Source organism: Pseudomonas sp. GW821-FHT07F05 (assembly GCF_059418765.1).
Genome location: NZ_JBWKQL010000005.1, coordinates 313,955 through 337,207 on the forward strand (window position 1 = coordinate 313,955; position 23,253 = coordinate 337,207).

Consider the following 23,253-nt stretch of genomic DNA (forward strand, 5'->3'; position numbering starts at 1 on the left):
TTTTGTGGCTGCAGGCGTTACACTTGCGAACTCATATCACCTCGGCCGGTCGAACTGCGGCCACCGAAGTGACCTTCCATGCCCAGGAGTTAAGCATGCGTAATCTGATTCTCAGCGCCGCTCTGATTTTCACCAGCCTGTTCGGTCTGACCGCTCAAGCAGCAGAGCCCATCGAAGCCGGCAAGCAATATGTCGAGCTGAAAAGCGCTGTTCCTGTTTCCGAGCCGGGCAAGATCGAAGTCGTCGAAATGTTCTGGTACGGCTGCCCGCACTGCTACGCCTTCGAACCGGTCATCAACCCATGGGTCGAAAAACTTCCCGCTGACGTCCACTTCATCCGCGTTCCCGCCATGTTCGGCGGCCCTTGGGACGCTCACGGCCAGCTATTCATTACCCTCGACACCATGGGGGTGGAGAAGAAAGTCCACACCGCCGTGTTCGACGCGATTCAAAAAGGCGGCAAGCGTCTGACCGACCCGAACGACATGGCTGACTTCGTTGCCACCCAGGGCGTCGACAAGACCAAGTTCCTCGAAACCTTCAACTCGTTCGCTGTGAAGGGCAAGATCGCCCAATACAAGGAACTGGCCAAGAAGTATGAAATCACTGGCGTTCCTACCATGATCGTCAACGGCAAGTACCGCTTTGATCTCGGCACTGCCGGTGGTCCTGAGCAAGCGCTGCAAGTGGCCGATCAGCTGATCGCCAAAGAGCGCGCGACGCTGACCGCCAAGTAAGCGCTGACCATGGCGCGCTGGGGAACTACTGAACGGGTCGTTGCCCGGCACAAGCCGAAGGTCAACGAGCATCATCTTCACGAAACAGGGTTGCCGGCCGACGGTCGGCTTCGCCTGCTCAGCTTCAATATCCAGGTGGGTAACAGCACCGAACGCTACCGGCACTACCTGACCCGGGGTTGGCAGCATCTGCTGCCCCACAATGGCAGAGCCGGGAATCTGCAGAAGATCGGCGATCTGCTGCGCGACTATGATCTGGTCGCGTTACAGGAAGCTGATGGCGGCAGCCTGCGCTCGGGCTACATCAATCAGGTCGAACACCTCGCCCAGCTCGGTTCTTTTCCGTACTGGCACCAGCAACTCAATCGAAACCTCGGACGCCTCGCCCAGCACAGCAATGGCGTGCTCAGCCGTTTGCGTCCGTGGGACATCGAAGACCATCCGCTGCCAGGCCCCGCCGGGCGTGGCGCCATTCTCGTTCGCTTCGGCGAAGGTCCGGACGCGCTGGTCGTAGTAGTCATGCACCTGGCACTGGGCGCGCGGACCCGTACACGGCAGCTCGCGTACATTCGCGAGCTGATTGGCGGGTATCGCCATCAGGTGCTGATGGGCGACATGAACACCCACGCCAATGACCTGCTGCAAACCTCGCCACTGCGCGATCTCGGCCTGCTCGCCCCGCAGATCGAAGCGACTTTTCCGAGCTGGCGTCCGCAGCGATGCCTGGACCACATCCTTCTGAGCCCGACCCTGACCCTTGAAAAAGTGCAGGTACTGGCGCAGCCCATTTCCGATCATCTGCCCGTCGCGGTGGAGATTCGCTTGCCGGCCTCATTAATCGGTGACTCGCTGCCGATAACAAGCACATCTCCTCGCGGACCTGTGGAATGACCGACGAAGCGCAGCGCTGGAAAGAAAAGTACCTCAAGAGCATCGAGCAGCAAGACAAACTGGAGCGGCGCTGGAACGCGCGGCTCGACTTGCTGCGTCGAGGCCTCGTGCGCAGCAGCCTGGCGGCCGAAGGTGCCGACAAGGCGGTTGATGCGTGCATGAAGGAAATGCGCGAAATCGTTCGCAAGGACGACATGGACGCAGGCCTGGCAGCCTTGATTCCGCGCCTGGAAAAAGCGGTGCTGGACTCCGAACAGCGTCGCGAGCAGCGCGTCGAGCAGATGGGCACGGCGTTGACCTCGTTGGTCACGCAGCTGCAGGCGTTGCCGCTGCCAAAGGACGTGAGCAAGCCGCTGAAGCGATTCGCCAAGAGCCTGGAAGATCGCATTACCCAAGCCCGTGAGCTACCGCTGTTATTGAGCGAGTTGAGCGGACTTCAGGGGCAGGCGCTGTCGCAGATCGAACACCCGGATGAAGCGTCCCGCCCGGGTTTCCTGCAGCGATTGTTTGGCAGTCACCGTGAGGCTGGCGGCGAAGGTGATGAGTCGGCCCCGTTGCCCCATTCCGTTACCGAGCCGGCCGGGCTGCAGGCTTCCGATGATGCGCCTCAGCATCCAGCCGCCGTGCCGGAAGCTGCCCCAGAGAACACTGAGCTGGAGGCTGAACTTCGCAGCACCGTCCCGCCGGTCCCTCAGCCTGTCGCCGAAGAGCCCGAGCGCTCCATCCCGACGCCCCCCTTGGAAGTTGCAGTCCAGCCGGTAATGCCCGAGCCCGAGCCCGAGCCGGCCCGGCCAGACGAAGAGCCCGAGATCCCGCTCCACACCGCTGATGTCCCACAGGCCTCCGCCGCCGAGTCTCCCCACGACGAAGCATCCGAGACTGCGGCTGAAGCGCCCTCTCCCGATCCCGAAGAGATTGCTGAAGCCGTTGTTATTGCCGACCATATCGAAGTCGTCGCTGAAGACGAAGAGCCTGACGAGACCATCGCTGAAGAGGACAGCTCCTACGCGCTGCCCTCCTCGCCCGAGCCGAGTTACAGCTCGGTCGCCGCCCATATCGAAGAAACACTGCTGGGCCTGCTCGACGAACTGACGCTGCCTGAACACCATCGGCCGCAAGCCGAAGCCATGCGCGCCCGGCTTGAACATGGGCTGAACTGGTACGAACTGCTGCCGATCCTCGACGATCTCGCCGTGCTGATGCTCGCCATCACCGACAGCGGCCAGCACGAATTCGAGGCTTATCTCAAGCAGCTCAACGAGCGCCTTGAGTCGTTTCAGAGCGGCTTGCTGGCTGCCAGCGAAGACCACGCCGATCAGCATTCGGCGTCGCGTCAACTGGATCATCAGTTGCGTGAACACGTCGACGATCTGCAAACCAGTGTGCAGCAGGCGGCCGATCTGGACAGCCTGAAGCACGTGTTGGAAAGCCGTCTCGAAGGGCTGATTGGCACCATGGATCATCATCAGCAGCAACGCGATCAGCGCGAACAGGAAGTCGCCACCCGCCTGCAAGCCCTCTCCAGCCGCGTGGCAACGATGGAGCAGGAAGCGCTGGGCTTCCGGGTTCATCTGGAAGAACAACGGCAGAAGGCGCTGATCGACACACTGACAGGCCTGCCGAACCGCGCGGCGTGGAACGAGCGGCTGGAGCATGAGATCGATCAGTTGCAGAGGAAGCGTTCAAGCCTGCTGCTCGGCATTCTCGACCTGGATCACTTCAAGCGCATCAATGACGGTTACGGCCATCTGGCGGGCGACAAGGTCTTGAAGATCATCGCCGGTCAGCTGCGAAAGCGGTTACGGGCTTCGGATTTCATTGCGCGTTTCGGCGGAGAAGAGTTCGTGATTCTGCTGCCGACCACGCCGATGGATGAGGGGCTGGCGCTGTTGGAGCGTCTGCGGGAGGGCATCGAACAATGCCCGTTTCACTTCAAGGGCGAGCGGGTGACGGTCACGGTGTCCATGGGCATCACGCTGTTCGCTCCGGGTGAGCGCAGTGATGTGGTGCTCAAACGTGCGGATCAGGCGCTGTACCGCGCCAAGCACGAAGGGCGTAACCGTATCGAGCAGGGCTGAACGCTTCGTCTGGTTGGCTGCGTAGGCTTGATGCATTTTTGAATGCGCCGCCGACGTTACGTTACACTGTTGCATTATTTGCCTACACGTCGTGCCGCCATGAAGTCTATTTCCGCCCTGTTTCTGTTGTTGCTGCTGACCGCTTGCAGCAGCGGTCCGAATATCGACACCAGCCACCCTTCCGTCAATTTCGACAGCCGCGTGCAGTTCGTGGTGGTTCATTACACCTCTGCTTCCCTCGACCGGTCACTGGCCTTGCTGACCCACGGTGAGGTCAGCGCGCACTACCTGATCGGCGACGGTCCGGCCACCACCTACAAGCTGGTCGACGAATCCCAGCGCGCATGGCACGCCGGTGAAAGCGAATGGGACGGGCGCACCTGGCTCAACTCAAGCAGCATCGGCATCGAGATCGTCAATCCGGGCTATCGCGACACGCCTACGGGTCGGCTTTGGTATCCTTACAGCGAAGCGCAGATTCAGGCGCTGATCGTTCTGCTCAAAGACATCGTTAAACGCAACCACATCGAACCCCGTCACGTCATTGGTCACAGCGACATCGCGCCGTTGCGCAAGCTCGATCCGGGACCGTTGTTCCCGTGGAAGCGGCTGGCCCAGGAAGGCCTGGGCATCTGGCCGGATGAACAGCAGGTCGCACAGCGTCAAACCCAGTTGATGGGCGTCGTGCCAAATATCGTGTGGTTCCAGCAGCAACTGGCGCTGCTGGGTTACCCGACGCCGCAGACCGGTGAGCTGGACATCGCAACACGTCACACGCTGGCTGCGTTTCAGATGCACTACCGACCACAAAAATTTGACGGTGAGCCGGATCTGCAAAGTGCAGCTATGCTGCAAGTACTTAACTTCAGGCAATAAATTCCGCTAATCGCCGGTTTTTTTTTCGGACTATTTCTGCGCTTGTTGCTATACCTCAGTGGTTATGGAAATACCACCATCTGGATGACTGCCGATGTTCACGGCGACGCCGCGACTGCGCTCTTTACTTTATCGTCCCTGGCTTCTGGCATTAGTGGCCGCGCTGTTAAGCGCGGCCGTCTTGCTGGCGGGCAGCTTCGGGCTGGCGATGCATCAGGCCCGGCAGGACGAACGTGCCCAAATGAATGCACAGGGCGAGCGCTTTCTGGTGCGATTGGAGCAATTATTCGGTCAGTTGAGGGCCGGGCTCGATCAACTTGAAGTGCAGCCGTTGCGCGGTTGCAGCCCCGCAATGATCGAGCAGTTACGTCAGGTGAACTCGCGCTACCGTTTTATCTACGAAGTGGCGTACGTCAGCGAAAGTCAGTTCTGTTCAAGCTGGACGCGGCAGAGCCTGATTGGCAAGCCCAGGCCGCCGGACATTCGCGGCCCCACTTATGATTACTGGCTGAATACCTCCACCCAGCCTGACGACAACCTGGCTTCACTGATGCTTGGGCGCGGGGAGTTTCGTGTTTCCACCTCCCGCGGCCATTTGACTGACGTCGTTGACCTGCCGGCGGGCGGCAGCCTGGTGGTGGTGTTAGATCGTGGCTCCAAGGCAGTCCCGGTCCTGGGCCCGCCTCAGACATGGCCGCCCACGCCGGACTGGTCGCCGACCTCCACCGAAACGCTGATGTCCACCCAAGACAAACTCGTCTACCGGATGCCGACCCAGAGCCCGGAATATCAACTGGTCCTGATTACCCCGCGCAGTGCCTTGCAACAGAAGATCACCGGTGCGTGGTGGCTGCTGGTCCCGGCCAGCCTGTTGATTTCGTTGTTCATCGGCATTCTCGTCCTGCAACTGGTGCGTCAACGGCAGTCATTGGGCGGTGAGCTGCACGGGGCATTGCGCCGCGGAGAGCTGAAGGTTTTGTATCAGCCGATTTTCGACCTCAACACGCGGCTGTGCGTGGGCGCCGAGGCGTTGGTGCGCTGGCGGCGACCGGACGGCACGTTGACCAGTCCTGACCTTTTTATCCCGCTGGCGGAAAACACCGGGCAGATCCGTCAGATCACCGATTTCGTGCTCCAGCAATTGCTGGAGCAGCTCGGCCAGCTTTTACGCGCCAATCCGCACCTGTACGTGTCAGTCAATCTGGCAGCGTGCGATGTCATGGCCCCACGCATCGGCCGAGTGACGGCGAAGCTGCTGGCGTTACACCGGGTGGCGCCTCGGCAGATTGCGTTTGAAGTCACTGAGCGTGGCCTCGTGGACGTGGTAGTCGCGCGCAATCATCTTCAGGCGCTGCGCGATCGGGGCCATCAGGTGTTGATCGATGACTTCGGCACCGGCTATTGCAGCCTCGCCTATCTGCAGACGCTGCCGGTGGACTGTTTGAAAATCGACAAGGCGTTTATTGACGCCCTCGGCCACGATGCCGCCAGCAGTGGCGTGGCGCCGCATATCATTCGGATGGCCCATGCGCTGCAACTACGGGTGATCGCCGAGGGCATCGAGTTCGAGTCACAGGCGATGCTGCTGAAAAGCGAAGGGGTGATGTATGGCCAGGGCTGGCTGTTCGCCCGGCCCCTGAGCGCGACCAAGTTCACTGAACTGGTGACCGGCGGCAGACGCAGCGCCGGGCGGCGTGCGGATGATGTGGCGTAGCGCAGCAATGCCGGTCTAGAGCGGCAGCGCCATGTAGAACTGCGTGCCCTGCCCAGGTCGGGAATAGACGCCCATTCGCCCGCCGTGCAGTTGAACGATTTCCTTGCACAGGGCCAGCCCCAGGCCTGCACCACCTTTCTTGCGTCCAACCTGAACGAAAGGCTCGAAGATTCGGGCTTGCTGGCCGTAGGCAATGCCCTCGCCGTTGTCTTCCACGCTGATGATCAACCGCTCGCCATGACGGCGCGCCTGCAACCGGATCAGGCCGGATTTCGGGGTATGGCGCAAAGCGTTATCAAGCAGGTTGTCGAGCACGCGGTCCAGCTGCGCCTTGTCCGCCTGTACCCGCGGCAGTGGCTCCTGGGTTTCCAGCAGCACCATGACGTCCTGATCGTGGGCGGTATCGGCAAAGCGCTGACGCGCCGCTTCGAGTAATTCGTTGATGTCACAGGGCTCGAGCGTCAGCTTCTGCAGGCCGTTCTGGTAGCGCGAGAAGTTGAGCAGGTCGTTGATCAACTGCATCAGGCGCTGCATTTCTTCATTGACGGTGTCGAGCAGGTCCTTCTCTCGCGAATCCGGCGGGAAATGCACGCGCTCCTGAAGCAGGCCGAAAGCCATGTGCATGCCGGTGACAGGCGTGCGCAACTCGTGGGAAGCGCGCAGCACGAACTCGCTGCGTACCCGTTCGAATGCCCGCTGCTCGGTGACGTCGTGCAGCACCATCACGGCGCCGACGATGTGCCCTTTGGTGTGGCTGACCGGCGTGAGGCTGTAGGTCAGCAGGCGGACTTCACCGTCGATCTCGATGGAAAGGTCATCGGGTGCCCGTTCCAGCGTGCCGCCGCGCAACACCAGATACAGCTGCTCGTCCAGTTCCGGGCGTTGCAACGCTTCGCCGAGCCCTTGGCCCAAGCGACTTTCTTCCCAGCCCAACTGTCGTTGCGCGACCGGGTTCAGGTGCTCAAGCCGCCCTTGTCTATCAATCATCAGCAAACCGTCGTCAATGCTGTCCAGCACCGCCTGCAAGCGCTGTTGGCCGGCGAGCAGTTCATCGACATTGGTTTTCTGATGCTGGCGCAATGCGTCGGCCATCATGCCGAAACGGTGAGTCAGCAGATTCATTTCATCCGACGAGGATGTGGGCAGCGTAACGTCGAAATCCCCTTGGGCAATCCGGTCCGCCGCCTTGGCCAGCTGCTCGATGGGGCCGCCGAAACGCCGGGCGATGCCGTGGGCGGTGACGAAGCCGATAACCAGCACAGCCAGCCCCACCAGTCCCAGCAGCGCGGAAACCCAGAGCGCTCGCGATCTTGACGCGGTTTCAGCCTGGCTGATGTTCTCAAGCGCCTGACGATGGGCGTCGAGCAAGCCGTTACGCAACGTGTTGAACGCCTCTGTCACGGCCTCATCGTCGCGGATCGCGTCACCATGTTCGCTGGATTGCTCAATGGTTTTGACGAAGCGGGCGTAGTTCACCCGTGCCGCTTCGAATCCGCTGGGAACGCCGGTCTGCTGATCATGATCAATGCCCTGATCGAGCAGGTTCTGGAACTCCTCCTGATTGCGCTTGATCGCCGCTTGATCGGGGTTGTCCTGGAGCATCAAGACCAATTGGTCGCCCAGGTTCTGTCGCAGCTTCAGGCCGATATCGAGGGTGATGAAGTTGTGCCGAATTGATGATTCCTGAGATTTGGCCATCTGCATGACGCTGACGAGCCCCAGCACCAGCCCCAGCAGGGCAACGGTGATAAGCGCGGAAATACTCAGGAAGAGTCGGGTGCGCAACTTCATCGCAAACATCATCGGCGCCCTGTCACAGGTTGTACTGCTTGCGTTTTCGGTACAGCGTCGAGGCGTCGATGCCCAGCGTGCGCGCGGCCTGATCCAGCGTATCGCTGGTGGCCAGTACTGCGCCGATGTGGGCTTTCTCCAGCTCATCCAGGCTCAACGCTGCGCCGACACGCGGGGCATTGTTGACCGGTTGTTCTGCCATGCCCAGATGCGTGATTTCGACTTTTTCCTGTGGGCAGATAATGCTCGCCCGCTCGATCACGTTACGCAGCTCTCGGATGTTGCCGGGCCAGCGGTAGTTGAGCAGCGCACTGCGCGCCTGTTCGCTGAAGCCACGCGCCGGGCGGCTGTATTCCTTGACGAAGCGCGCCAGAAAGCGGTCCGCCAGCGTCAGGATGTCTTCGCTTCGTTCGCGCAGCGGCGGCAGGTTCAGGGTGATCACGTTCAGGCGATACAACAGGTCCTCGCGGAAACGCCCTTCGCGGACCATGTCTTCGAGGTTCAGGTTGGTCGCCGCCAGGATGCGCACGTCGGCACGACGGGTGACCGGGTCACCGACGCGTTCGTATTCCTTGTCCTGAATAAAGCGCAGCAGTTTCGGTTGCAACGTGAGCGGGAAGTCGCCGATTTCATCAAGGAACAATGTACCGCCGTCTGCCTGACTCACCCGACCGAGGGTGCTTTCGCTGGCGCCGGTGAAGGCGCCACGGCTATGGCCGAACAGTTCGCTTTCCATCAATTCGGCGGTGAGCGACGGACAGTTGATGGTCACGCAGGCCTTCTTGGCGCGCTTGCTCCAGCCGTGAATCGCCCGCGCCAACTCACCTTTACCCGTACCGGATTCGCCGAGGATAAGGATGTTCGCGTCAGTGTTGGCGACCTGGCGGGCGGTTTCGAGGATCGCCATCATCGACGGGCTGTGTGAATCAAGGCCGTCCTTCGGTTTGCGTACTTCGCCTTCCAGCGCTTCAAGTCGCGCGGACAACTGGCGGACTTCAAGCTGCTTGGCAGTGGCGAGGCGCAGTTGATCCGGGCTGCAGGGTTTGACCAGGTAATCGGCAGCGCCGGCCTGTATCGCATCCACGGCGGTGTCGACCGCTGAGTGCGCAGTCACTATCACCACGCGCATCCAGGGCGCCTGCACGCGCATTTGCGCCAAAACGTCCAGCCCGTTGTCCTCGCCCAGACGCAGGTCGAGGAAGCACACATCGAATACCTGACGCTGCAGCAGCGATTCCGCCTGCGCCGCGCTGTTGGCGGTGGCTACGCTGTAGCCCTCGTCTTCCAGGCAATAACGGAAGGTGCGAAGGATGGCGGATTCATCATCCACGAGCAGAATACGGCCCTGATTCTCAGCGGCTGCTTCCATTTTTCCTACGCTCCTTAATGAATAGTCTGTGTTAGTCCCGGAAACATCGGGCAAGTTGCATGGTTCATTCTGATTGATTCTTTACGCTGCATGGTAGCGATCTTCTGAAAAAAGCCGTTATGCGCTGATCCATGGCAGGGCACGTGGGATTACCGTTGCCCCGAATCTCCATGTGGGCAAAATCAGGCCGCGCCGAACATCTGGGCGAAAGACCAGTCTGTCCAGAGGTACCTTTTGCAATTGTCTGGAGATTCCCATGCCCCCGTTGAAGAAGATCGCCCTGGCCATCACTACCGCCAGCCTGCTCGGACTGACGCCCGTCATCGCTCACGCCGCAGCCGCCGATCTGCCGACCCAACTGGCCGAAGCGCGCCAAGAGGGGTCGATCTGGACCGCCTTTGCCCTGAACCGGCATTTGAGTCCCTTCAAGATCAGCGTGGATGTGGAACAGGGCACGGCAATCCTCAAAGGGAAGGTCGAAAACCAGGTCGACAAGGATCTGGCCGCGCAGATAGCGGGCGACATCCAGGGCATCAACAAGGTCGATAATCAGCTTGAGATCGATCCGCAGGTCGCGGCCGATCCGGGCACCAAAGCCACCATGGCCCAGCGTTTCGACGACGCAACGCTGATAGCAACCATCAAATCCAAGCTGCTGTGGAACAGCGTGACCGAGGCATTGAATATCGATGTCAGCGCTGCTCAGGGTGTCGTCACCCTTAAGGGACAGGCGAAAGACGCAGATGCCAAGCAGCTGGCCGGAAGCCTGGCCACCAATACGGACGGCGTGACGGAGGTGAACAACCTCATCAGCGTCAGTGCGCGAGATACCCAGGCCATCAAAGAGCAGAGCGAACTCCAGGCCAACGCCGTTCGCGAGGAATTCAGCGATGCATGGATAACCAGCAAGGTGAAATCCAGCCTTATATATAGCCGCACCCTCGATGGCTTGAACATCAAGGTTGAGACCAAAAACGGAGTAGTCACGCTGGACGGTGTGGTGGCCAATTACGCCGAGAAGGAACTCACGGTCGAAATCGCGCGCAACATTCGCGGGGTTAAAGGCGTCGATGCCGACACGCTGCGCGTCACGGCGCGCAGCGCAGGCTAGAGCGTTACGCGGCGGTCGAATGACGGTTCTGAGATTAGAAATTACATCCTGAATGAATTCGGCCGCCAACGTGGTGTCAGGCGGTTCGTGCATTCCGCACGATGGCAAATGTTCAATCGTGCAGCTTGCGCGTAAGACGCTTCCGGGTGGTAGTTATAAGTCATTGATTTATAAAGGTTTATTGGCCCGCAGAAAGCTGGCACACAGCGTGCAATACCCTTGGTAACAAAGGCCCGAACAGACGGCCGACAAGATTGCCAGGAGTCCGCTGAATGAACGCTCAACATCTCGCCAACAAACTGCGTATCTCACCTCTGCATTTGCAGCAGGTTTTGTTTGCGAGTCTGGCGCTGATGATCACGCTCATTGCTGTGCAGCAGTTCAATCACTGGAATCAGAAGCAGGAAGTGACTCAGGTCCACTACTCCCATGCCCACACCGTACCGTTTGCCAAGGCAAGTGCGCTGAAAGCCTCGGATGTCGCCCTGAGCATGCAAGTTGATGACGCGACCGCTACTCCTGATGAAGCGCCACGTCAGCAAAGCTGGGTTTTCTGAACTTCCAGGTCGAAGACGCGATCTACCCCGAGGGTCATTCCGACGCCTCGACGTAGCAAAAAAATCAATAAACAGTAAGGAGATTCACCATGTTGAGTTGGGCAATCACATTTCTGATCATCGCTATCGTTGCAGCCGTCCTTGGTTTTGGTGGTATCGCAGGTACTGCTACCGGCATTGCCAAGATCCTGTTCGTGGTCTTCCTGGTTATGTTCGTGGTGTCGTTCTTCTTTGGCCGTCGCGGCCGAGGCTGAATATGGGCTTCAAGCATTTCCATGCACTGACATTGGCGCTCCTTGGGAGCGCCAGCGTTACAGCTATGGCGGCCAACGACGGTCAGTCTCGGGCGAACGAGCTTTTGAGCTCCAATCCCGAGTACCGCGAGACGTGGTCGAGCGTCGTGAAGAAGGAAGAGCGACTGCCCGACTGGGTGATCAATCTCTCGGGTGCCGCGGAGCAAATGAACGCCGTGACCGAAGACGGTGACAAGTATCTGGTAGGGCCGCTCTGCGAAACCCAGGACACTTGCCGCAACAAGCGTCTCATCGTCGCTTTCAGTCTCGACAAATCCCGTGCTTACGCCATGTTGGTCGAGGTGCCGGCGGGACTTCCCGCAGACAAATCGCCGACGCGTCATGCGGATTACCGGTTTTTGGGCAAACCGGACGAAGGCATGCAAGGCCTTCTGAAAGAGCAGCTCAAGAAAGACCCGAACTGGTACTGATTTGAATGAGGGGAGACCTGTCCCTGACAGACCTTCCTAATAGGCGCGCAGCCCGAAGACGGTGCGCGTATGACCAAGGGGCCGGGGCGTTACGATCAACGGAGTGATTGAAGCGTCCTAGGTGTACAAGGAGTACTCCCACACGTGGGCCGGGTCAGGCAAGCCGCAACGCAAGTCCATCGTCCGATACGGTTTTAGCCTTTATCCGACAGTGGACTTGTGAGGCGCAAATATCCTCTATTTCCTCAAAGGTCTCCGGTCTTCAAGAGTCCTACAGAGCTGCTTCTACGTTTCCTACGACCGTATATCGCCAAAAATCCCCCGCTTAAATGGCTTGTCGGCCACCTTTGACCAATCTGTCATATTGCCATCGCGCCTCGCGTAAATCGGCTGCAGACGACGTTTTAGCCACTTCTCAGCATTCTCCAGTCATCTAAGTTCGCCCTCTTTTGGCGCACTGCAACGTAAGTGATTGATTTACATCATGCCGATTCGGCATGGGGTAGTCATTTACGGCATTAGACGATGACAGTCACCGTGGGAATAGTTGCGCCTTTTTCGCCTGCTCAGAGCTCGGATGCTCGCCTGCGGCCACTTACGAGACAGTCCTGACGGCGACCGCGGCGTCGCGCTTGCTGGCAAGCGCAATGATGAACGTGTGGTTGGGGGATGTCCCGGCAATGACAACAAGGTAATGACATGAAGAAGGCAAAACTGAGCCTCGCCTGGCAGATCCTCATCGGCCTGGTCCTGGGTATCGCCATCGGCGCCGTCCTGAACCACTTCAGCACCGAGAAGGCCTGGTGGATCAGCAACATCCTGCAGCCAGCGGGCGACATCTTTATCCGCCTGATCAAAATGATCGTTATCCCGATTGTGATCTCCTCCCTGGTTGTAGGCATTGCGGGCGTTGGCGACGCCAAGAAGCTTGGCCGCATCGGCCTGAAGACCATTCTCTATTTTGAAGCCGTCACCACGATTGCCATCGTTGTGGGTCTGCTGCTGGCCAACGTCTTCCATCCCGGTACCGGCATCGACATGAGCACGCTGGGCACGGTGGACATCTCGCAGTACGAGAAGACCACCTCCGAAGTGCAGCATGACCATGCTTTCGTCGCGACGATCCTCAATCTCATCCCGTCGAACATCTTCGCGGCGGTTGCCCGTGGCGACATGCTGCCGATCATCTTCTTCTCGGTGTTCTTCGGGCTTGGCCTGTCGAGCCTGAACGCGGAAGTGCGTGATCCGCTGGTGAAGGTCTTCCAGGGCGTGTCGGAGACCATGTTCAAGGTCACCCACATGATCATGAATTACGCGCCGATTGGCGTGTTCGCCCTGATCGCCGTGACCGTCGCCAACTTTGGCTTTGCCTCGTTGCTGCCATTGGCCAAGCTGGTGATTCTGGTTTACGTCGCCATCGCCTTCTTCGCCTTTGTGGTGCTGGGCCTGATTGCGCGCCTGTTTGGCTTTTCGGTGCTCAAGCTGATGCGCATCTTCAAAGATGAATTGGTGCTGGCCTATTCCACCGCCAGCTCCGAGACCGTGCTGCCGCGCGTGATCGAGAAGATGGAAGCGTACGGGGCGCCAAAAGCGATCAGCAGCTTCGTGGTGCCGACCGGTTACTCGTTCAACCTCGACGGTTCGACGCTGTACCAAAGCATCGCGGCGCTGTTCATCGCGCAGCTGTATGGCATTGATCTGTCAATCGGCCAGCAGTTGATGTTGGTCCTGACCCTGATGGTGACGTCCAAGGGCATTGCCGGTGTGCCGGGCGTATCGTTTGTCGTGCTGCTGGCGACCCTGGGCAGCGTAGGCATTCCGCTGGAAGGCCTGGCATTCATTGCCGGCGTCGACCGCATCATGGACATGGCGCGCACCGCGCTGAACGTGATCGGCAACGCGCTTGCGGTGTTGGTCATCTCGCGCTGGGAAGGCATGTACGACGACGCCAAGGGCGAGCGCTACTGGAACTCCCTGCCGCACTGGCGTGGCAAGGACCCTCTGCCGGCGGGTCAATCGACGGTGGAGTAATCACTGTCTGGCGTGAATCATCAAACCCTGGCCCCGGCCGGGGTTTGTTGTTTCTGCCCCCGCCGTTATCATCGCCGCATCTTGCGAGGGGATTTGTATGCTGAACGGCCTATGGCTTGGTTTTTTTGTGGTCGCGGCGATTTCTGCGCTGGCGCAGTGGCTGGTCGGGGGCAACGCTGGCGTTTTTGCCGCCATGGTCGAGAGCATCTTCGCCATGGCCAAGCTGTCTGTGGAAGTCATGGTGCTGTTGTTCGGCACCCTGACCCTGTGGCTGGGCTTTCTCAACATTGCCGAAAAGGCCGGAATCGTCGACTGGCTGGGCAAAGTCCTGGCGCCGCTCTTTCATCGCCTCATGCCCGAAGTGCCGCGCGGCCACCCGGCGTTGGGCTTGATCACCCTCAACTTCGCCGCCAACGCGCTCGGTCTGGACAACGCCGCCACGCCCATCGGTCTCAAAGCCATGCGCTCACTGCAAGAGCTCAACCCCAGCCAGACCATCGCCAGCAACGCGCAGATCCTCTTTCTGGTGCTCAATGCCTCTTCGCTGACGCTGCTGCCAGTGACCATTTTCATGTACCGCGCCCAGCAAGGCGCCGCCGATCCCACCATGGTCTTTCTGCCGATCCTGCTCGCCACCAGCGCCTCGACGCTGGTCGGTCTGCTGTCAGTGGCCTTTATGCAGCGCCTGAAGTTATGGGACCCGGTGGTGCTCGCTTATCTGATTCCCGGCGCGTTGCTGCTGGGCGGCTTCATGGCGGTACTGGCCGGGCTGTCCGCTGCTGCGCTGTCGAGCCTCTCGTCGGTGCTGGGCAACGTGACGCTGTTCGGCATCATCATGCTGTTCTTGGTGGTTGGCGCGCTGCGCAAGGTCAAGGTGTACGAAACCTTCGTCGAGGGCGCGAAAGAAGGCTTCGACGTTGCCAAGAACCTGCTGCCGTATCTGGTCGCAATGCTCTGCGCTGTTGGGGTACTGCGAGCGTCGGGCGCGCTGGATCTGATTCTTGAGGGCATTCGTCACGGGATTCAGTGGGTCGGCCTGGACACGCGCTTCGTTGATGCGCTGCCGACGGCGCTGGTCAAGCCGTTCTCCGGCAGCGCAGCGCGGGCGATGCTGATCGAAACCATGAAAACCCAGGGCGTCGACAGCTTCCCGGCCCTCGTCGCGGCGACGATTCAAGGCAGCACGGAAACCACGTTCTACGTCCTGGCCGTGTATTTCGGAGCGGTAGGGATTCAGCGCGCGCGACACGCAGTGGGCTGCGCGCTGCTGGCGGAATTCGCCGGTGTGGTCGCCGCGATCGCCGTCTGTTACTGGTTCTTCGGCGCGACGGTGTAACGCTTCTCGCCCTGCTCGACGGTCCATTGCAACACTTGGGCAGCCAGCGCATCGCTGGCCTGGCCGAACGCCGAGACCACCGCCGACACCTGCTTGTCGGCCACCGGCTGATGCACCTCAAAACGCCGGCTCGTCACAATCCGCTGGCGATCATCAGCGAGCCGCGCATCCAGGCGAATCACCACTTCAATGGCGGCCCCGCGATACTCGCTCTGAAACGCCTGCAGCTCCCCGCCCAATTCAAAATCAGCCTGCAGATTACTGTCGTCGGTGCTGATCGACTGCACTCGCCCGTCACGGTAGAAAGCATCAGTCAGTCGGTTGCGCAGCAGAACCGGCGCTGGATCACTCCATCGCGCGCCTTTGTAGCTGCTGATGACATTGCCCTCGGGGATAACGGCAATGCGCGGGCTGTCCAGGGTCTCGCTGGATTTGGGCCGCACCACCCGCAACGACCACGCTACCGGCGCCGCCCCTTTGCTGGCGGGCGATGCCGTCGGCAAACGGTAAACGTCTGACGGCGCCTGCTCGGGGAGGATCGAGCAGGCGCCGAGGGACAGCACGGCGGCCGCCAATAACAGCCGAGTGATGGACTGACCGACAAGCCTCATGGCTCGAACTCCTTATTCTTCTCGCTGCCCAGCAAGTAGCCGCTCGGGTTGGCGTTCAGGCTGCGCGAGATGGTTTTCAATGAGCTGAGGGTTTCACGCAGCTCGCGAATCGCCGGGCCCAGTTCGCCCAGCCCTTGCAGGCCATCGTTCACCGAATTCTGGTTGTTCTTGAGCAGCGTATTGATGGTCTGGCTGCTTTGTTCGAGGGACTTCATCGCCTGTTGCGCACTGGCGATGGTTTGCCTGCCATCGCTGGTCAGCAGCTGGTTTGCATTGCGCATCAGTGTTGAGGTTTGCTCCAGCGTCGCACCGGCCTGCTTGCTCAGCAGCGTCATCTGCTTCAACGCCTGACGAATGTCGTCGCGCTGATCGGAGATCGCTCCGGTGGTCTGTTCAAGGTGTTGCAGCGTGCGCGACAGCGTTTCCACGTTGTTCGACGAAAACATCGCGTTGGCGTTGTGCAGCAATGCAGTGCTGCCACTGAGCAAATCATCGCTGTCGTTCAACAGGCGCGAGATGGGCGACGGCGAAGCAATGATCACTGGCAGGTTGCCGCCCTCGCCTTTCAGCGCCTCGCTTTGCGGTGTGCCGCCGCTGAGCTGAATGAGCGATGTACCGGTGATGCCGGCCAATGCCAGCTTGGCAAAGGTGTCGCGCTTGATCGGGGTTTCACCGGCCACACGGATTTGCGCCAGCACGCGGCGAGGGTCCTGGGGATCGAGGCGCAGCTGCACGACGTCACCCACCTTGATCCCGCTGTACTGTACCGGACTGCCGCGAGACAGACCGGTGACCGCCTCGTTAAACACAACCTGATAGTCCTTGAAAGCCGAGTCGACGCTAGATTTGGCAAGCCACAGACCGAACAGCAGCGCGGCAGCGACCACGATGACCGTGAACAGGCCGATCAGAACGTGATGGGCGCGGGTTTCCATCATGAGACCTCGTGTGGGTGGGTGGCCGCCGAATAGGCCGAGCGGCCGCGCGGGCCATGAAAGTATTCGTGAATCCAGGCGTCCTTGGTCGCCGACACCCTGTCGATGTTGTCCGCAACCAGCACGCGCTTCTGCGCCAGCACGGCGACGCGGTCGGTGATTGTATAAAGCGTGTCGAGGTCGTGGGTGACCATGAAAACGCTCAACCCCAAGGCGTCGCGCAGGGTTAGGATCAACTGGTCGAACGCGCCGGCGCCAATTGGATCAAGTCCGGCAGTGGGCTCGTCAAGAAACAGAATGTCCGGATCCAGCGCCAGCGCTCGCGCCAGTGCCGCGCGTTTGATCATGCCGCCGGAGAGCGACGCGGGGTATTTATGCGCCGCCGACAACGGCAGCCCGGCCAACGCCATTTTGATCCCGGCCAGATGCTCTGCTTCCTCGCGGCTCAGGCCGGCGTGTTCGATCAGCGGTAGCGCGACGTTCTCCGTGATGGTCAGCGAGGAGAACAGCGCGCCCTTCTGAAACAGCACCCCGAAACGTCGTTCAACCTGGGAGCGCGCTTTGTCGGACAGATTCAGCAAATCCTGACCCAAGACGCGGACGCTTCCTGCGGCAGGCCTTTGCAGCCCGACAATGCTGCGCAGCAACACAGATTTGCCGGCGCCGGAACCGCCCACCACGCCAAGGATCTCCCCGCGATACAGGCCCAGATCGAGGTTCTCGTGCACCACCTGCGGGCCGAACCGATTGCTCAGGCCGCGGACCTCAATCACCGTCTCGACGGGCTGTACGCAACGGCGGGTCACCAGCCGATCTCCATGCAGAACATCGCGACCAATGCGTCCAGTACGATGACCACGAAAATGGACTGCACCACGCTCGACGTCGTGTGTGCCCCAACGGACTCAGCGCTGCCCTCGACCTTGAAGCCCTCCAGGCAACCGATCGCTGCGATGAAGAATGCAAAGATCGGCGCCTTGGCGATGCCGACGAGAAAGTGTTGCACGCCGATGTCGGCCTGCATCAACGACAGAAACATCGCCGGCGATATGCCCAGCGACAACGCGCAGACCACGCCGCCACCGACGATGCCGCAGATCATCGCGAGAAAGGTCAGCATGGGCAGCGAGATAAGCAACGCGATCACGCGGGGCAATACCAGCAGTTCTGTAGGACTTAGCCCCAGGGTTTGCAGCGCGTCCAATTCTTCGTTGGCTTTCATCGAGCCGATCTGCGCGGTGAAGGCGCTGGCCGTGCGACCGGCCAGCAGGATGGCGGTCAACAGCACGGCGAATTCCCGCAGGAACGAGAAGCCGATCAGGTCAACGGTGAAAATCGTCGCGCCAAAAGCTTTCAGCACCGTGGCGCCGAGAAAGGCTACCACCGCGCCAACCATGAACGTCAGGAGCGCCACAATGGGCGCGGCGTCCAGGCCGATTTGCTCGATGTGGGCGATGACGGACGTGGTGCGCCAGCGTTTGGGGCGAAACAGGGTGGACGCGAAGGTCTGCAGGATGAGACCGATGAAGCCGAGCAGCTGCAGCGTGTCCTTCCAGATAACCTCCACTGCCGAGCCAATTCGCGACAGCAGCTGCATGCCCACGGCCGCCTCGGGCTCTCGGACTGGCTGGCAATAGTCTGCCAGTGCGCTCTGGATGGTCTGCATCAGCGCGCGGCTGGATTCCGGCAGGTTGGGCGCTTGCACGGCCAGTAGGCGCAGGCGCTGTACGCCGAGCAGTTCCACGAGCAGCGACGCACCGGCGGTATCGAGGGCGCCGAGTTCGTCCATGTCCACGAGGGTGGCTGGACCAAATCCGGCGCTCAGCGCATCGGTCTGGCGCTTGAGTTCGCGGTAATGGGCAAGCGTCCAGTCTCCGGCAATCCGCAGTTGCACGGGATTGATCGAAGTGTCCAGTAAGACGCGTCCTGGAACCTTGGGCGCGGAGGAAGCCTGCGTGGTCAGTGGGGTCATAGCGACGAGCTTAGTTGGTTTTGGCCGGGGCAGATGGGCTCTCGGCTGGCGCACTGTCCGCAGGTTTTTTCGCCTCCGAATCATCCGGATCCGCAGCGTCGGTGCCTGGCTTCAGGCCTGCCGGCTTGATCTTGTTGCGCGTGACGGCAGGCTGGTCGCGCTCGGTGACGTCAAAGCGCAGCACACCAATCATCTGCCCGTCCTCAGTGAGCACCCTCACCTGCCATTTACCCAACACGTCCGGCGGAAAATTCTGTTTGTGCGTCCAGGCCCGGTAGCCTTCCTCACGACCGCCCTTGATGTCTAGAGCAATGCGCTCTATTTCCTCGCCGTTATGGCGCCACACATGATAAATCCGTTCATTCAGGCCGCGCGGGGCGTTGATCGAGGTGTAGGCGTAGAGCCCGGCGCTGCGCAGCTGGTTGACGCCGATCTCCTGAATGCTCTCGCCGGGGGTGCGATTCTGGTTATCGAAGCGCGTGCTGATCGCCGCCTCGGTCAGCCAGAGCGTCGCCGGCGGCACCCAGAATCGCGCCATCCAGCCCACCCCTCCGATGGCCAGTGTCATGGCCACCACACCGAGGCCGCGTTTCCAGTTGTTGATCGGGTAGCCCGATGCCAGGCTCGGGAACGACAGCAGCATCGCAATGCCCAGTGCCAGCTTGTAGCTCTCGGCCGTGGTCAGGTGAACGATGATCGGCAGCGCCGTGAGCAGTGCGGCGAACAGCGTCAGGGTATGCAGGGCCATGAACAGCCAGCGGCGCGGCGCCAGCCATTTGTAGTACAGCGGGTCGATGATCGAAATCAGGCCTGCCGCCCCGAGCAGCCCGGTGAACGCCAGCTGGCCGCTGTACCACGTGGTGGTGACGAAGAAGAACGGCAGTACGAAAAACAGGCTTTCCTGATGAATCATCTGAGTGCCGTAGCGCAATAGCGGCTGCGGGATCTCGCGTTTGAACAGCTTCGCGAACAGGGCGACGGCGCTGTTTTCAACCATCAGCCAGATCCAGCTCACCAGCAGAATGACCGCAATCCAGGTCGCCAGCTTGGCCTGGCGATCCACCAGAATGAAGCTGCCGATGCCTGAGCAGAACCCGAAGAACGCAATCAGCCCGGGGTAGCGCTTGATGAACTCCAGCACGCGCTGTACCAGCGAGTGCTGAATGATTGCGTTAATGTCTGGCATCTCGGGGCGTCGCTCTTCGTGGGTGAGTCTTGGTGTTGGAGTATGGATGTACGGAGCTGGGTGTATAAAAAATAACCAAGCCGGACTGCGCCCACTTCGTCGAAATATTGAAACGCCAAGCGCCTCGCTTACAACGGTCTCTTCTTGTATACCCGCCACCGCCAGAGGATCAGCAACGCCACCAGTGCCGTCAGAAGGCATCCGACTGCGTACAGCTCGTCGTAGCTGAGCAGTGGCTCCTCAACGCGAAGATACCCGGGTTGCGCCAGCAATTGACGCATCGCCTGATTGGCCAGATCCAGACTCACGCCTCGGGTCCTCTTGGCCGGATCCTCAAAGCGGCCATCATCGTAATCATTCAGCGCACCCCAGTAATAGTCGGCCAACGCGCTGTTGCCTTGAACCGCCCAGGCCTGCTTGGCAATGGACGCCTGCTGTAGCCGAGCAAAGGTCGCCGGGTCCATACCTTCCTTGCGCAGCCGCTGGAGCATCGAGCGTACCGCCGACGTGGCCGAATCGACGTCTTCGCGGTTGAGATCAGCGTTCAGGCTGAGAAAACCGGTGTCCCCAAATGCTTCGCGATCGGCCCATGGCCCGTAGGAATAACCCTTGTCCAGACGCAGTTCGCTGTACAGCGCCCAGTCCAGATACGCTTTCACCAGATCCCAGGTTTGATCGTGCTGCTCGCCCATGTCTGGCTCGGGGAACAGCAGATGCAGCTTCGCGCCATCGCCCAACGCGCCCCGCACTAGCGTGCGCTCAGGATCGGCCTTTTCAGTGATCGAGCGCAGCGGCGGATGTTCCGTAGGATCCACCGCATTGAGCTGACCGAAGGTGCGCTCAAGGTAGGCAGGCAGCAGTTTGTCGAGGTCGCCCACGATAATCAGCGTCATGTTGTTGGAGGCGTACCAGTTGTCGTGGATATTCTCGATCTGCTCCAGCGTCAGGTGATCGACCTCAGGCCGCTCCGGGCACTTGAGGCCAAGCTCCACGGCAAGCTGGCTGCTGGCGCCGTGGCCCAGGTCGCGTTTGTCCAGCCAGCGTTGCAAATGCGAATAATGGCCCCCGTCTTCACGGGCGACGATGCGCTTGGCGGTGTCCAGATTGGCTTGATTGATTTGCGTGTGGGTCAGCAGATTGAGCAGCAGGTCGAGCACCTTGCGCTGATTCTGCGCCGGCGCCTCGATGACGAAGGTGGTGTCGGTGTTGCTGGTGAACGCGTTCCACTCCCCGCCCAACGCCTGCATCTGCTGCTCTAGGCCGCCCTCACCGCTGTTGTCGATCCCGCTGAACAGCAGATGCTCAAGCAGGTGCGGCAGTTCTTTGTCTTCGCATTTGAAGTCATCGAAGCCAATGCCCACGACCAAGCGAATGGCGACGTGACCTTTGTCCGCAGGCTTGAGCAGCAACTGCAAACCGTTGGGCAGCACGTAGCCCTCGACCTGAAACCGGTCGAGGGCCATGGAAGAAAGGGATGTCAGAATCAGACAAACGAACAGCAGGCAACGCATAAAATCGGGCTTCCTTGCGGGCCGGTATGTGTAACAGACTTCGCAGAGGCCCCTGCGTTCACCACGACTAATCCGCGTTGCCCTCGCTGGACAAGGCGCCTGTGTCGGTGGTTTCAAGGACCGCGTAGGCGCTGCTGCAGAACAGCGAGTTCAGGCGTTTCATGTCGGAAATCAGCTCAAGGTGCAGAGAACTGGTCTCGATGCTCTGCACGATCTTGCGTTGCAGTCTGCTGACATGGGCGTGGGCCAGACGCCGCTCCTGTGCCCGAAAACGACGTTTCTCGCGCAACAGCTGGCGCGCGCTTTCCGGGTCACCGCTGAGGAAGACCGACAGGCCAAGACGCAGGTTCGCCATCAGTTGCTCGTGCAGCCCTGAGAGTTCTTCCAGGCCGACGTCGGAAAACGACCGTCGCTGCGACGTTTTCTGCTGCTGGACCTTGCGCAGCATGCGCTCGATCAGCCCGCTGGCCAGCTCCAGATTGATCGCCAGTTCGATGATCTCGGCCCAGCGGCGATTGTCCTGATCGCTGAGGTCGTCGCGCGGCATCTGCGCCAGGTACAACTTGATGGCGTTGTAGAGCACCTCGACATCGTCGTTGAGCCGGCGCACTTCCTGAGTGACCGCCGTCTGGTTGCCACGCAGTACTTCTTGCATGGCATTGAGCATGCTGTCGATCAGATCACCCATGCGCAAGGTTTCGCGCACCGCGTTTGCCAGCGCCAGGCTTGGTGTGGCGAGTGCGGTCAGGTCCAGATGGCGAGGCTTGGTCTGGCCGTTGATCTCGGCCTGCTGCGGCAGAATCGACGCGCACAGACGCCCCATCGGCCCCACCGTCGGCAGCATGATCAGGCAGCGCAGGGAGTTGTAGATGACATGAAAGCTGATGACCAAGCTCGACGGACTGACATTCAGCGTGTCCATCCACGCCACCAGCGGGGTCAGCACCGGGGTGATCAGCAGCAGGCCGATCAGCTTGTACAGCAGGCTGCCCAGCGCCACTTGTCGACCGGCCACGTTTTGCATGCTGGTGCTAAGGAACGCCAGCAGACCACTGCCGATGTTGGCGCCGATCACCAGACCAATCGCCACCGGCAGGCTGATGATTTCCGCGCCTGCGAGGGTCGCCGTCAGCAGCACGGCCGCAAGGCTTGAGTAGGAAATCAGCGCGAACATGGCGCCGACCAATGCGTCGAGCAGAAGATCGCCCGTCAGTGACGCAAACAGCACCTTCACACCTGCAGCCTGGGTAATCGGCGCGGCGGCAGTGACGATCAGTTGCAAAGCGAGAATGATCAGGCCCAGGCCAATGCCGACACGACCCAATTGGCCCACACGGGTTTGTTTGCGCGACAGAAAGAAGATCACGCCCAGAAAGATCAGCAGCGGCGACAGCCACGACAGGTCGAACGTCAGTATTCGCGACATCACCGCTGTACCGACGTCGGCACCGAGCATGATGGCCAGCGCGGGCGTCAGGCCCATCAAGCCCTGGCCAACGAACGACGTCACCAGCATTGCCGTGGCGTTACTGCTCTGCACCAGCGCGGTGACGAGTATCCCCGCGACAAATGCCAGCGGGCGTTTGGACATGTTCTGGCCAATGACTCGGCGCAGCTGCGAGCCGTAGACACGCAGAATGCCGGTCCGAACGATGTGTGTGCCCCAGATCAACAGCGCGACGGCGGAAAGCAAATCGAGCAGGGTCAGCATACGGAGAGCCCCCTGTTGGTTGCCCATTGGGCAAAGTTAAAAGGTCCAGCGTGTAGCGAGCGTAAGCGCTTGAGGTGCATCGAACAGCGCGCTCAACTAAAGCTTTAGTCGG

Annotated in this window: 20 protein-coding genes and 1 pseudogene; 11 read left to right on the plus strand and 10 right to left on the minus strand. The window is 60.4% G+C overall.

Going from position 1 to position 23,253, the window contains the following annotated elements; genetic code table 11:
• Nucleotides 1-95 precede the first annotated feature (95 nt).
• From AC07RO_RS14290 to AC07RO_RS14310, 5 genes are all read left to right on the plus strand, one after another.
• A complete protein-coding gene (locus AC07RO_RS14290; RefSeq protein ID WP_192174444.1) occupies nucleotides 96-737 on the plus strand; it encodes a thiol:disulfide interchange protein DsbA/DsbL in 642 nt (213 codons plus the stop codon).
• Between the two features lie 9 nt (nucleotides 738-746).
• Nucleotides 747-1,628, plus strand: coding sequence for an endonuclease/exonuclease/phosphatase family protein (locus AC07RO_RS14295; protein ID WP_192174445.1), 882 nt, complete (start codon nucleotides 747-749; stop codon nucleotides 1,626-1,628).
• Entirely contained in the window at nucleotides 1,625-3,706 is a 2,082-nt protein-coding gene (locus AC07RO_RS14300) for a GGDEF domain-containing protein (protein WP_495086324.1), read from the plus strand. The genes AC07RO_RS14295 and AC07RO_RS14300 overlap by 4 nt, the downstream gene beginning before the upstream one ends.
• A gap of 99 nt (nucleotides 3,707-3,805) precedes the next feature.
• The gene (locus tag AC07RO_RS14305; RefSeq protein WP_495008293.1) at nucleotides 3,806-4,582 is read left to right on the plus strand and encodes an N-acetylmuramoyl-L-alanine amidase; all 777 of its coding nucleotides are present in this window, start codon (nucleotides 3,806-3,808) and stop codon (nucleotides 4,580-4,582) included.
• Nucleotides 4,583-4,676: 94 nt separating this feature from the next.
• On the plus strand, nucleotides 4,677-6,296 hold the full coding sequence (locus AC07RO_RS14310; protein ID WP_346631479.1) for an EAL domain-containing protein: 1,620 nt from the start codon (nucleotides 4,677-4,679) through the stop codon (nucleotides 6,294-6,296).
• 15 nt (nucleotides 6,297-6,311) lie between these two features.
• On the opposite strand, the gene AC07RO_RS14315 is transcribed toward AC07RO_RS14310, so the two are convergent.
• From AC07RO_RS14315 to algB, 3 genes and pseudogenes are all read right to left on the minus strand, one after another.
• Entirely contained in the window at nucleotides 6,312-6,677 is a 366-nt protein-coding gene (locus tag AC07RO_RS14315) for a sensor histidine kinase (RefSeq protein WP_407073261.1), read from the minus strand.
• A 20-nt stretch (nucleotides 6,678-6,697) separates the two neighbouring features.
• A pseudogene (locus tag AC07RO_RS14320) lies at nucleotides 6,698-8,099 on the minus strand (KinB sensor domain-containing domain); the annotation flags it as partial.
• Between the two features lie 10 nt (nucleotides 8,100-8,109).
• Nucleotides 8,110-9,456: a sigma-54-dependent response regulator transcription factor AlgB gene (algB, locus tag AC07RO_RS14325; RefSeq protein ID WP_495086325.1), complete on the minus strand. Its 1,347-nt coding sequence runs from the start codon at nucleotides 9,454-9,456 to the stop codon at nucleotides 8,110-8,112.
• 256 nt (nucleotides 9,457-9,712) lie between these two features.
• Between algB and AC07RO_RS14330 the strand changes: the two genes are divergently transcribed.
• The 6 genes from AC07RO_RS14330 (at nucleotide 9,713) to AC07RO_RS14355 (ending at nucleotide 15,215) form a co-directional block, all read left to right on the plus strand.
• The gene (locus AC07RO_RS14330; RefSeq protein ID WP_495086326.1) at nucleotides 9,713-10,567 is read left to right on the plus strand and encodes a BON domain-containing protein; all 855 of its coding nucleotides are present in this window, start codon (nucleotides 9,713-9,715) and stop codon (nucleotides 10,565-10,567) included.
• Nucleotides 10,568-10,839: 272 nt separating this feature from the next.
• A complete protein-coding gene (locus AC07RO_RS14335) occupies nucleotides 10,840-11,124 on the plus strand; it encodes a hypothetical protein (RefSeq protein ID WP_495086327.1) in 285 nt (94 codons plus the stop codon).
• Between the two features lie 89 nt (nucleotides 11,125-11,213).
• Nucleotides 11,214-11,378 (plus strand): DUF1328 domain-containing protein, encoded by a 165-nt coding sequence (locus tag AC07RO_RS14340; RefSeq protein WP_002555679.1) that lies wholly within the window; start codon nucleotides 11,214-11,216, stop codon nucleotides 11,376-11,378.
• 2 nt (nucleotides 11,379-11,380) lie between these two features.
• A complete protein-coding gene (locus tag AC07RO_RS14345; protein WP_495086328.1) occupies nucleotides 11,381-11,848 on the plus strand; it encodes an inhibitor of vertebrate lysozyme family protein in 468 nt (155 codons plus the stop codon).
• A gap of 699 nt (nucleotides 11,849-12,547) precedes the next feature.
• Complete coding sequence (gene gltP / locus AC07RO_RS14350) at nucleotides 12,548-13,879, plus strand: glutamate/aspartate:proton symporter GltP (protein ID WP_463584390.1); 1,332 nt, start codon at nucleotides 12,548-12,550, stop codon at nucleotides 13,877-13,879.
• 97 nt (nucleotides 13,880-13,976) lie between these two features.
• Complete coding sequence (locus AC07RO_RS14355; protein ID WP_192174455.1) at nucleotides 13,977-15,215, plus strand: nucleoside recognition domain-containing protein; 1,239 nt, start codon at nucleotides 13,977-13,979, stop codon at nucleotides 15,213-15,215.
• Here the strand turns inward: AC07RO_RS14355 and AC07RO_RS14360 are convergent.
• From AC07RO_RS14360 to AC07RO_RS14390, 7 genes are all read right to left on the minus strand, one after another.
• A complete protein-coding gene (locus tag AC07RO_RS14360; protein ID WP_495086329.1) occupies nucleotides 15,188-15,826 on the minus strand; it encodes an ABC-type transport auxiliary lipoprotein family protein in 639 nt (212 codons plus the stop codon). The genes AC07RO_RS14355 and AC07RO_RS14360 overlap by 28 nt on opposite strands.
• Nucleotides 15,823-16,761, minus strand: coding sequence for an MlaD family protein (locus AC07RO_RS14365; protein ID WP_495086345.1), 939 nt, complete (start codon nucleotides 16,759-16,761; stop codon nucleotides 15,823-15,825). The genes AC07RO_RS14360 and AC07RO_RS14365 overlap by 4 nt, the downstream gene beginning before the upstream one ends.
• On the minus strand, nucleotides 16,761-17,567 hold the full coding sequence (locus AC07RO_RS14370) for an ABC transporter ATP-binding protein (RefSeq protein ID WP_495086330.1): 807 nt from the start codon (nucleotides 17,565-17,567) through the stop codon (nucleotides 16,761-16,763). The genes AC07RO_RS14365 and AC07RO_RS14370 overlap by 1 nt, the downstream gene beginning before the upstream one ends.
• Nucleotides 17,564-18,733, minus strand: coding sequence for an ABC transporter permease (locus tag AC07RO_RS14375; protein ID WP_192174458.1), 1,170 nt, complete (start codon nucleotides 18,731-18,733; stop codon nucleotides 17,564-17,566). Before AC07RO_RS14375 ends, AC07RO_RS14370 begins: the two co-directional genes overlap by 4 nt.
• A gap of 10 nt (nucleotides 18,734-18,743) precedes the next feature.
• The gene (locus tag AC07RO_RS14380) at nucleotides 18,744-19,919 is read right to left on the minus strand and encodes a DUF5924 family protein (RefSeq protein WP_192174459.1); all 1,176 of its coding nucleotides are present in this window, start codon (nucleotides 19,917-19,919) and stop codon (nucleotides 18,744-18,746) included.
• Nucleotides 19,920-20,047: 128 nt separating this feature from the next.
• Nucleotides 20,048-21,430: a M16 family metallopeptidase gene (locus tag AC07RO_RS14385; protein WP_495086331.1), complete on the minus strand. Its 1,383-nt coding sequence runs from the start codon at nucleotides 21,428-21,430 to the stop codon at nucleotides 20,048-20,050.
• Between the two features lie 67 nt (nucleotides 21,431-21,497).
• On the minus strand, nucleotides 21,498-23,141 hold the full coding sequence (locus AC07RO_RS14390) for a Na/Pi cotransporter family protein (protein WP_192174461.1): 1,644 nt from the start codon (nucleotides 23,139-23,141) through the stop codon (nucleotides 21,498-21,500).
• Nucleotides 23,142-23,253 lie beyond the last annotated feature (112 nt).

Bases quoted from the DNA above. Each gene is read 5' to 3' on its own strand.
- AC07RO_RS14310 (WP_346631479.1), top strand. From the start codon at position 4,677: ATGTTCACGGCGACGCCGCGACTGCGCTCTTTACTTTATCGTCCCTGG.
- AC07RO_RS14340 (WP_002555679.1), top strand. From the start codon at position 11,214: ATGTTGAGTTGGGCAATCACATTTCTGATCATCGCTATCGTTGCAGCC.
- AC07RO_RS14295 (WP_192174445.1), top strand. From the start codon at position 747: ATGGCGCGCTGGGGAACTACTGAACGGGTCGTTGCCCGGCACAAGCCG.
- AC07RO_RS14375 (WP_192174458.1), bottom strand. From the start codon at position 18,733: ATGACCCCACTGACCACGCAGGCTTCCTCCGCGCCCAAGGTTCCAGGA.
- AC07RO_RS14305 (WP_495008293.1), top strand. From the start codon at position 3,806: ATGAAGTCTATTTCCGCCCTGTTTCTGTTGTTGCTGCTGACCGCTTGC.
- AC07RO_RS14315 (WP_407073261.1), bottom strand. From the start codon at position 6,677: ATGGTGCTGCTGGAAACCCAGGAGCCACTGCCGCGGGTACAGGCGGAC.
- AC07RO_RS14390 (WP_192174461.1), bottom strand. From the start codon at position 23,141: ATGCTGACCCTGCTCGATTTGCTTTCCGCCGTCGCGCTGTTGATCTGG.
- AC07RO_RS14355 (WP_192174455.1), top strand. From the start codon at position 13,977: ATGCTGAACGGCCTATGGCTTGGTTTTTTTGTGGTCGCGGCGATTTCT.
- AC07RO_RS14335 (WP_495086327.1), top strand. From the start codon at position 10,840: ATGAACGCTCAACATCTCGCCAACAAACTGCGTATCTCACCTCTGCAT.
- gltP (WP_463584390.1), top strand. From the start codon at position 12,548: ATGAAGAAGGCAAAACTGAGCCTCGCCTGGCAGATCCTCATCGGCCTG.
- AC07RO_RS14300 (WP_495086324.1), top strand. From the start codon at position 1,625: ATGACCGACGAAGCGCAGCGCTGGAAAGAAAAGTACCTCAAGAGCATC.
- AC07RO_RS14330 (WP_495086326.1), top strand. From the start codon at position 9,713: ATGCCCCCGTTGAAGAAGATCGCCCTGGCCATCACTACCGCCAGCCTG.
- AC07RO_RS14360 (WP_495086329.1), bottom strand. From the start codon at position 15,826: ATGAGGCTTGTCGGTCAGTCCATCACTCGGCTGTTATTGGCGGCCGCC.
- AC07RO_RS14385 (WP_495086331.1), bottom strand. From the start codon at position 21,430: ATGCGTTGCCTGCTGTTCGTTTGTCTGATTCTGACATCCCTTTCTTCC.
- algB (WP_495086325.1), bottom strand. From the start codon at position 9,456: ATGGAAGCAGCCGCTGAGAATCAGGGCCGTATTCTGCTCGTGGATGAT.
- AC07RO_RS14365 (WP_495086345.1), bottom strand. From the start codon at position 16,761: ATGGAAACCCGCGCCCATCACGTTCTGATCGGCCTGTTCACGGTCATC.
- AC07RO_RS14345 (WP_495086328.1), top strand. From the start codon at position 11,381: ATGGGCTTCAAGCATTTCCATGCACTGACATTGGCGCTCCTTGGGAGC.
- AC07RO_RS14380 (WP_192174459.1), bottom strand. From the start codon at position 19,919: ATGCCAGACATTAACGCAATCATTCAGCACTCGCTGGTACAGCGCGTG.
- AC07RO_RS14290 (WP_192174444.1), top strand. From the start codon at position 96: ATGCGTAATCTGATTCTCAGCGCCGCTCTGATTTTCACCAGCCTGTTC.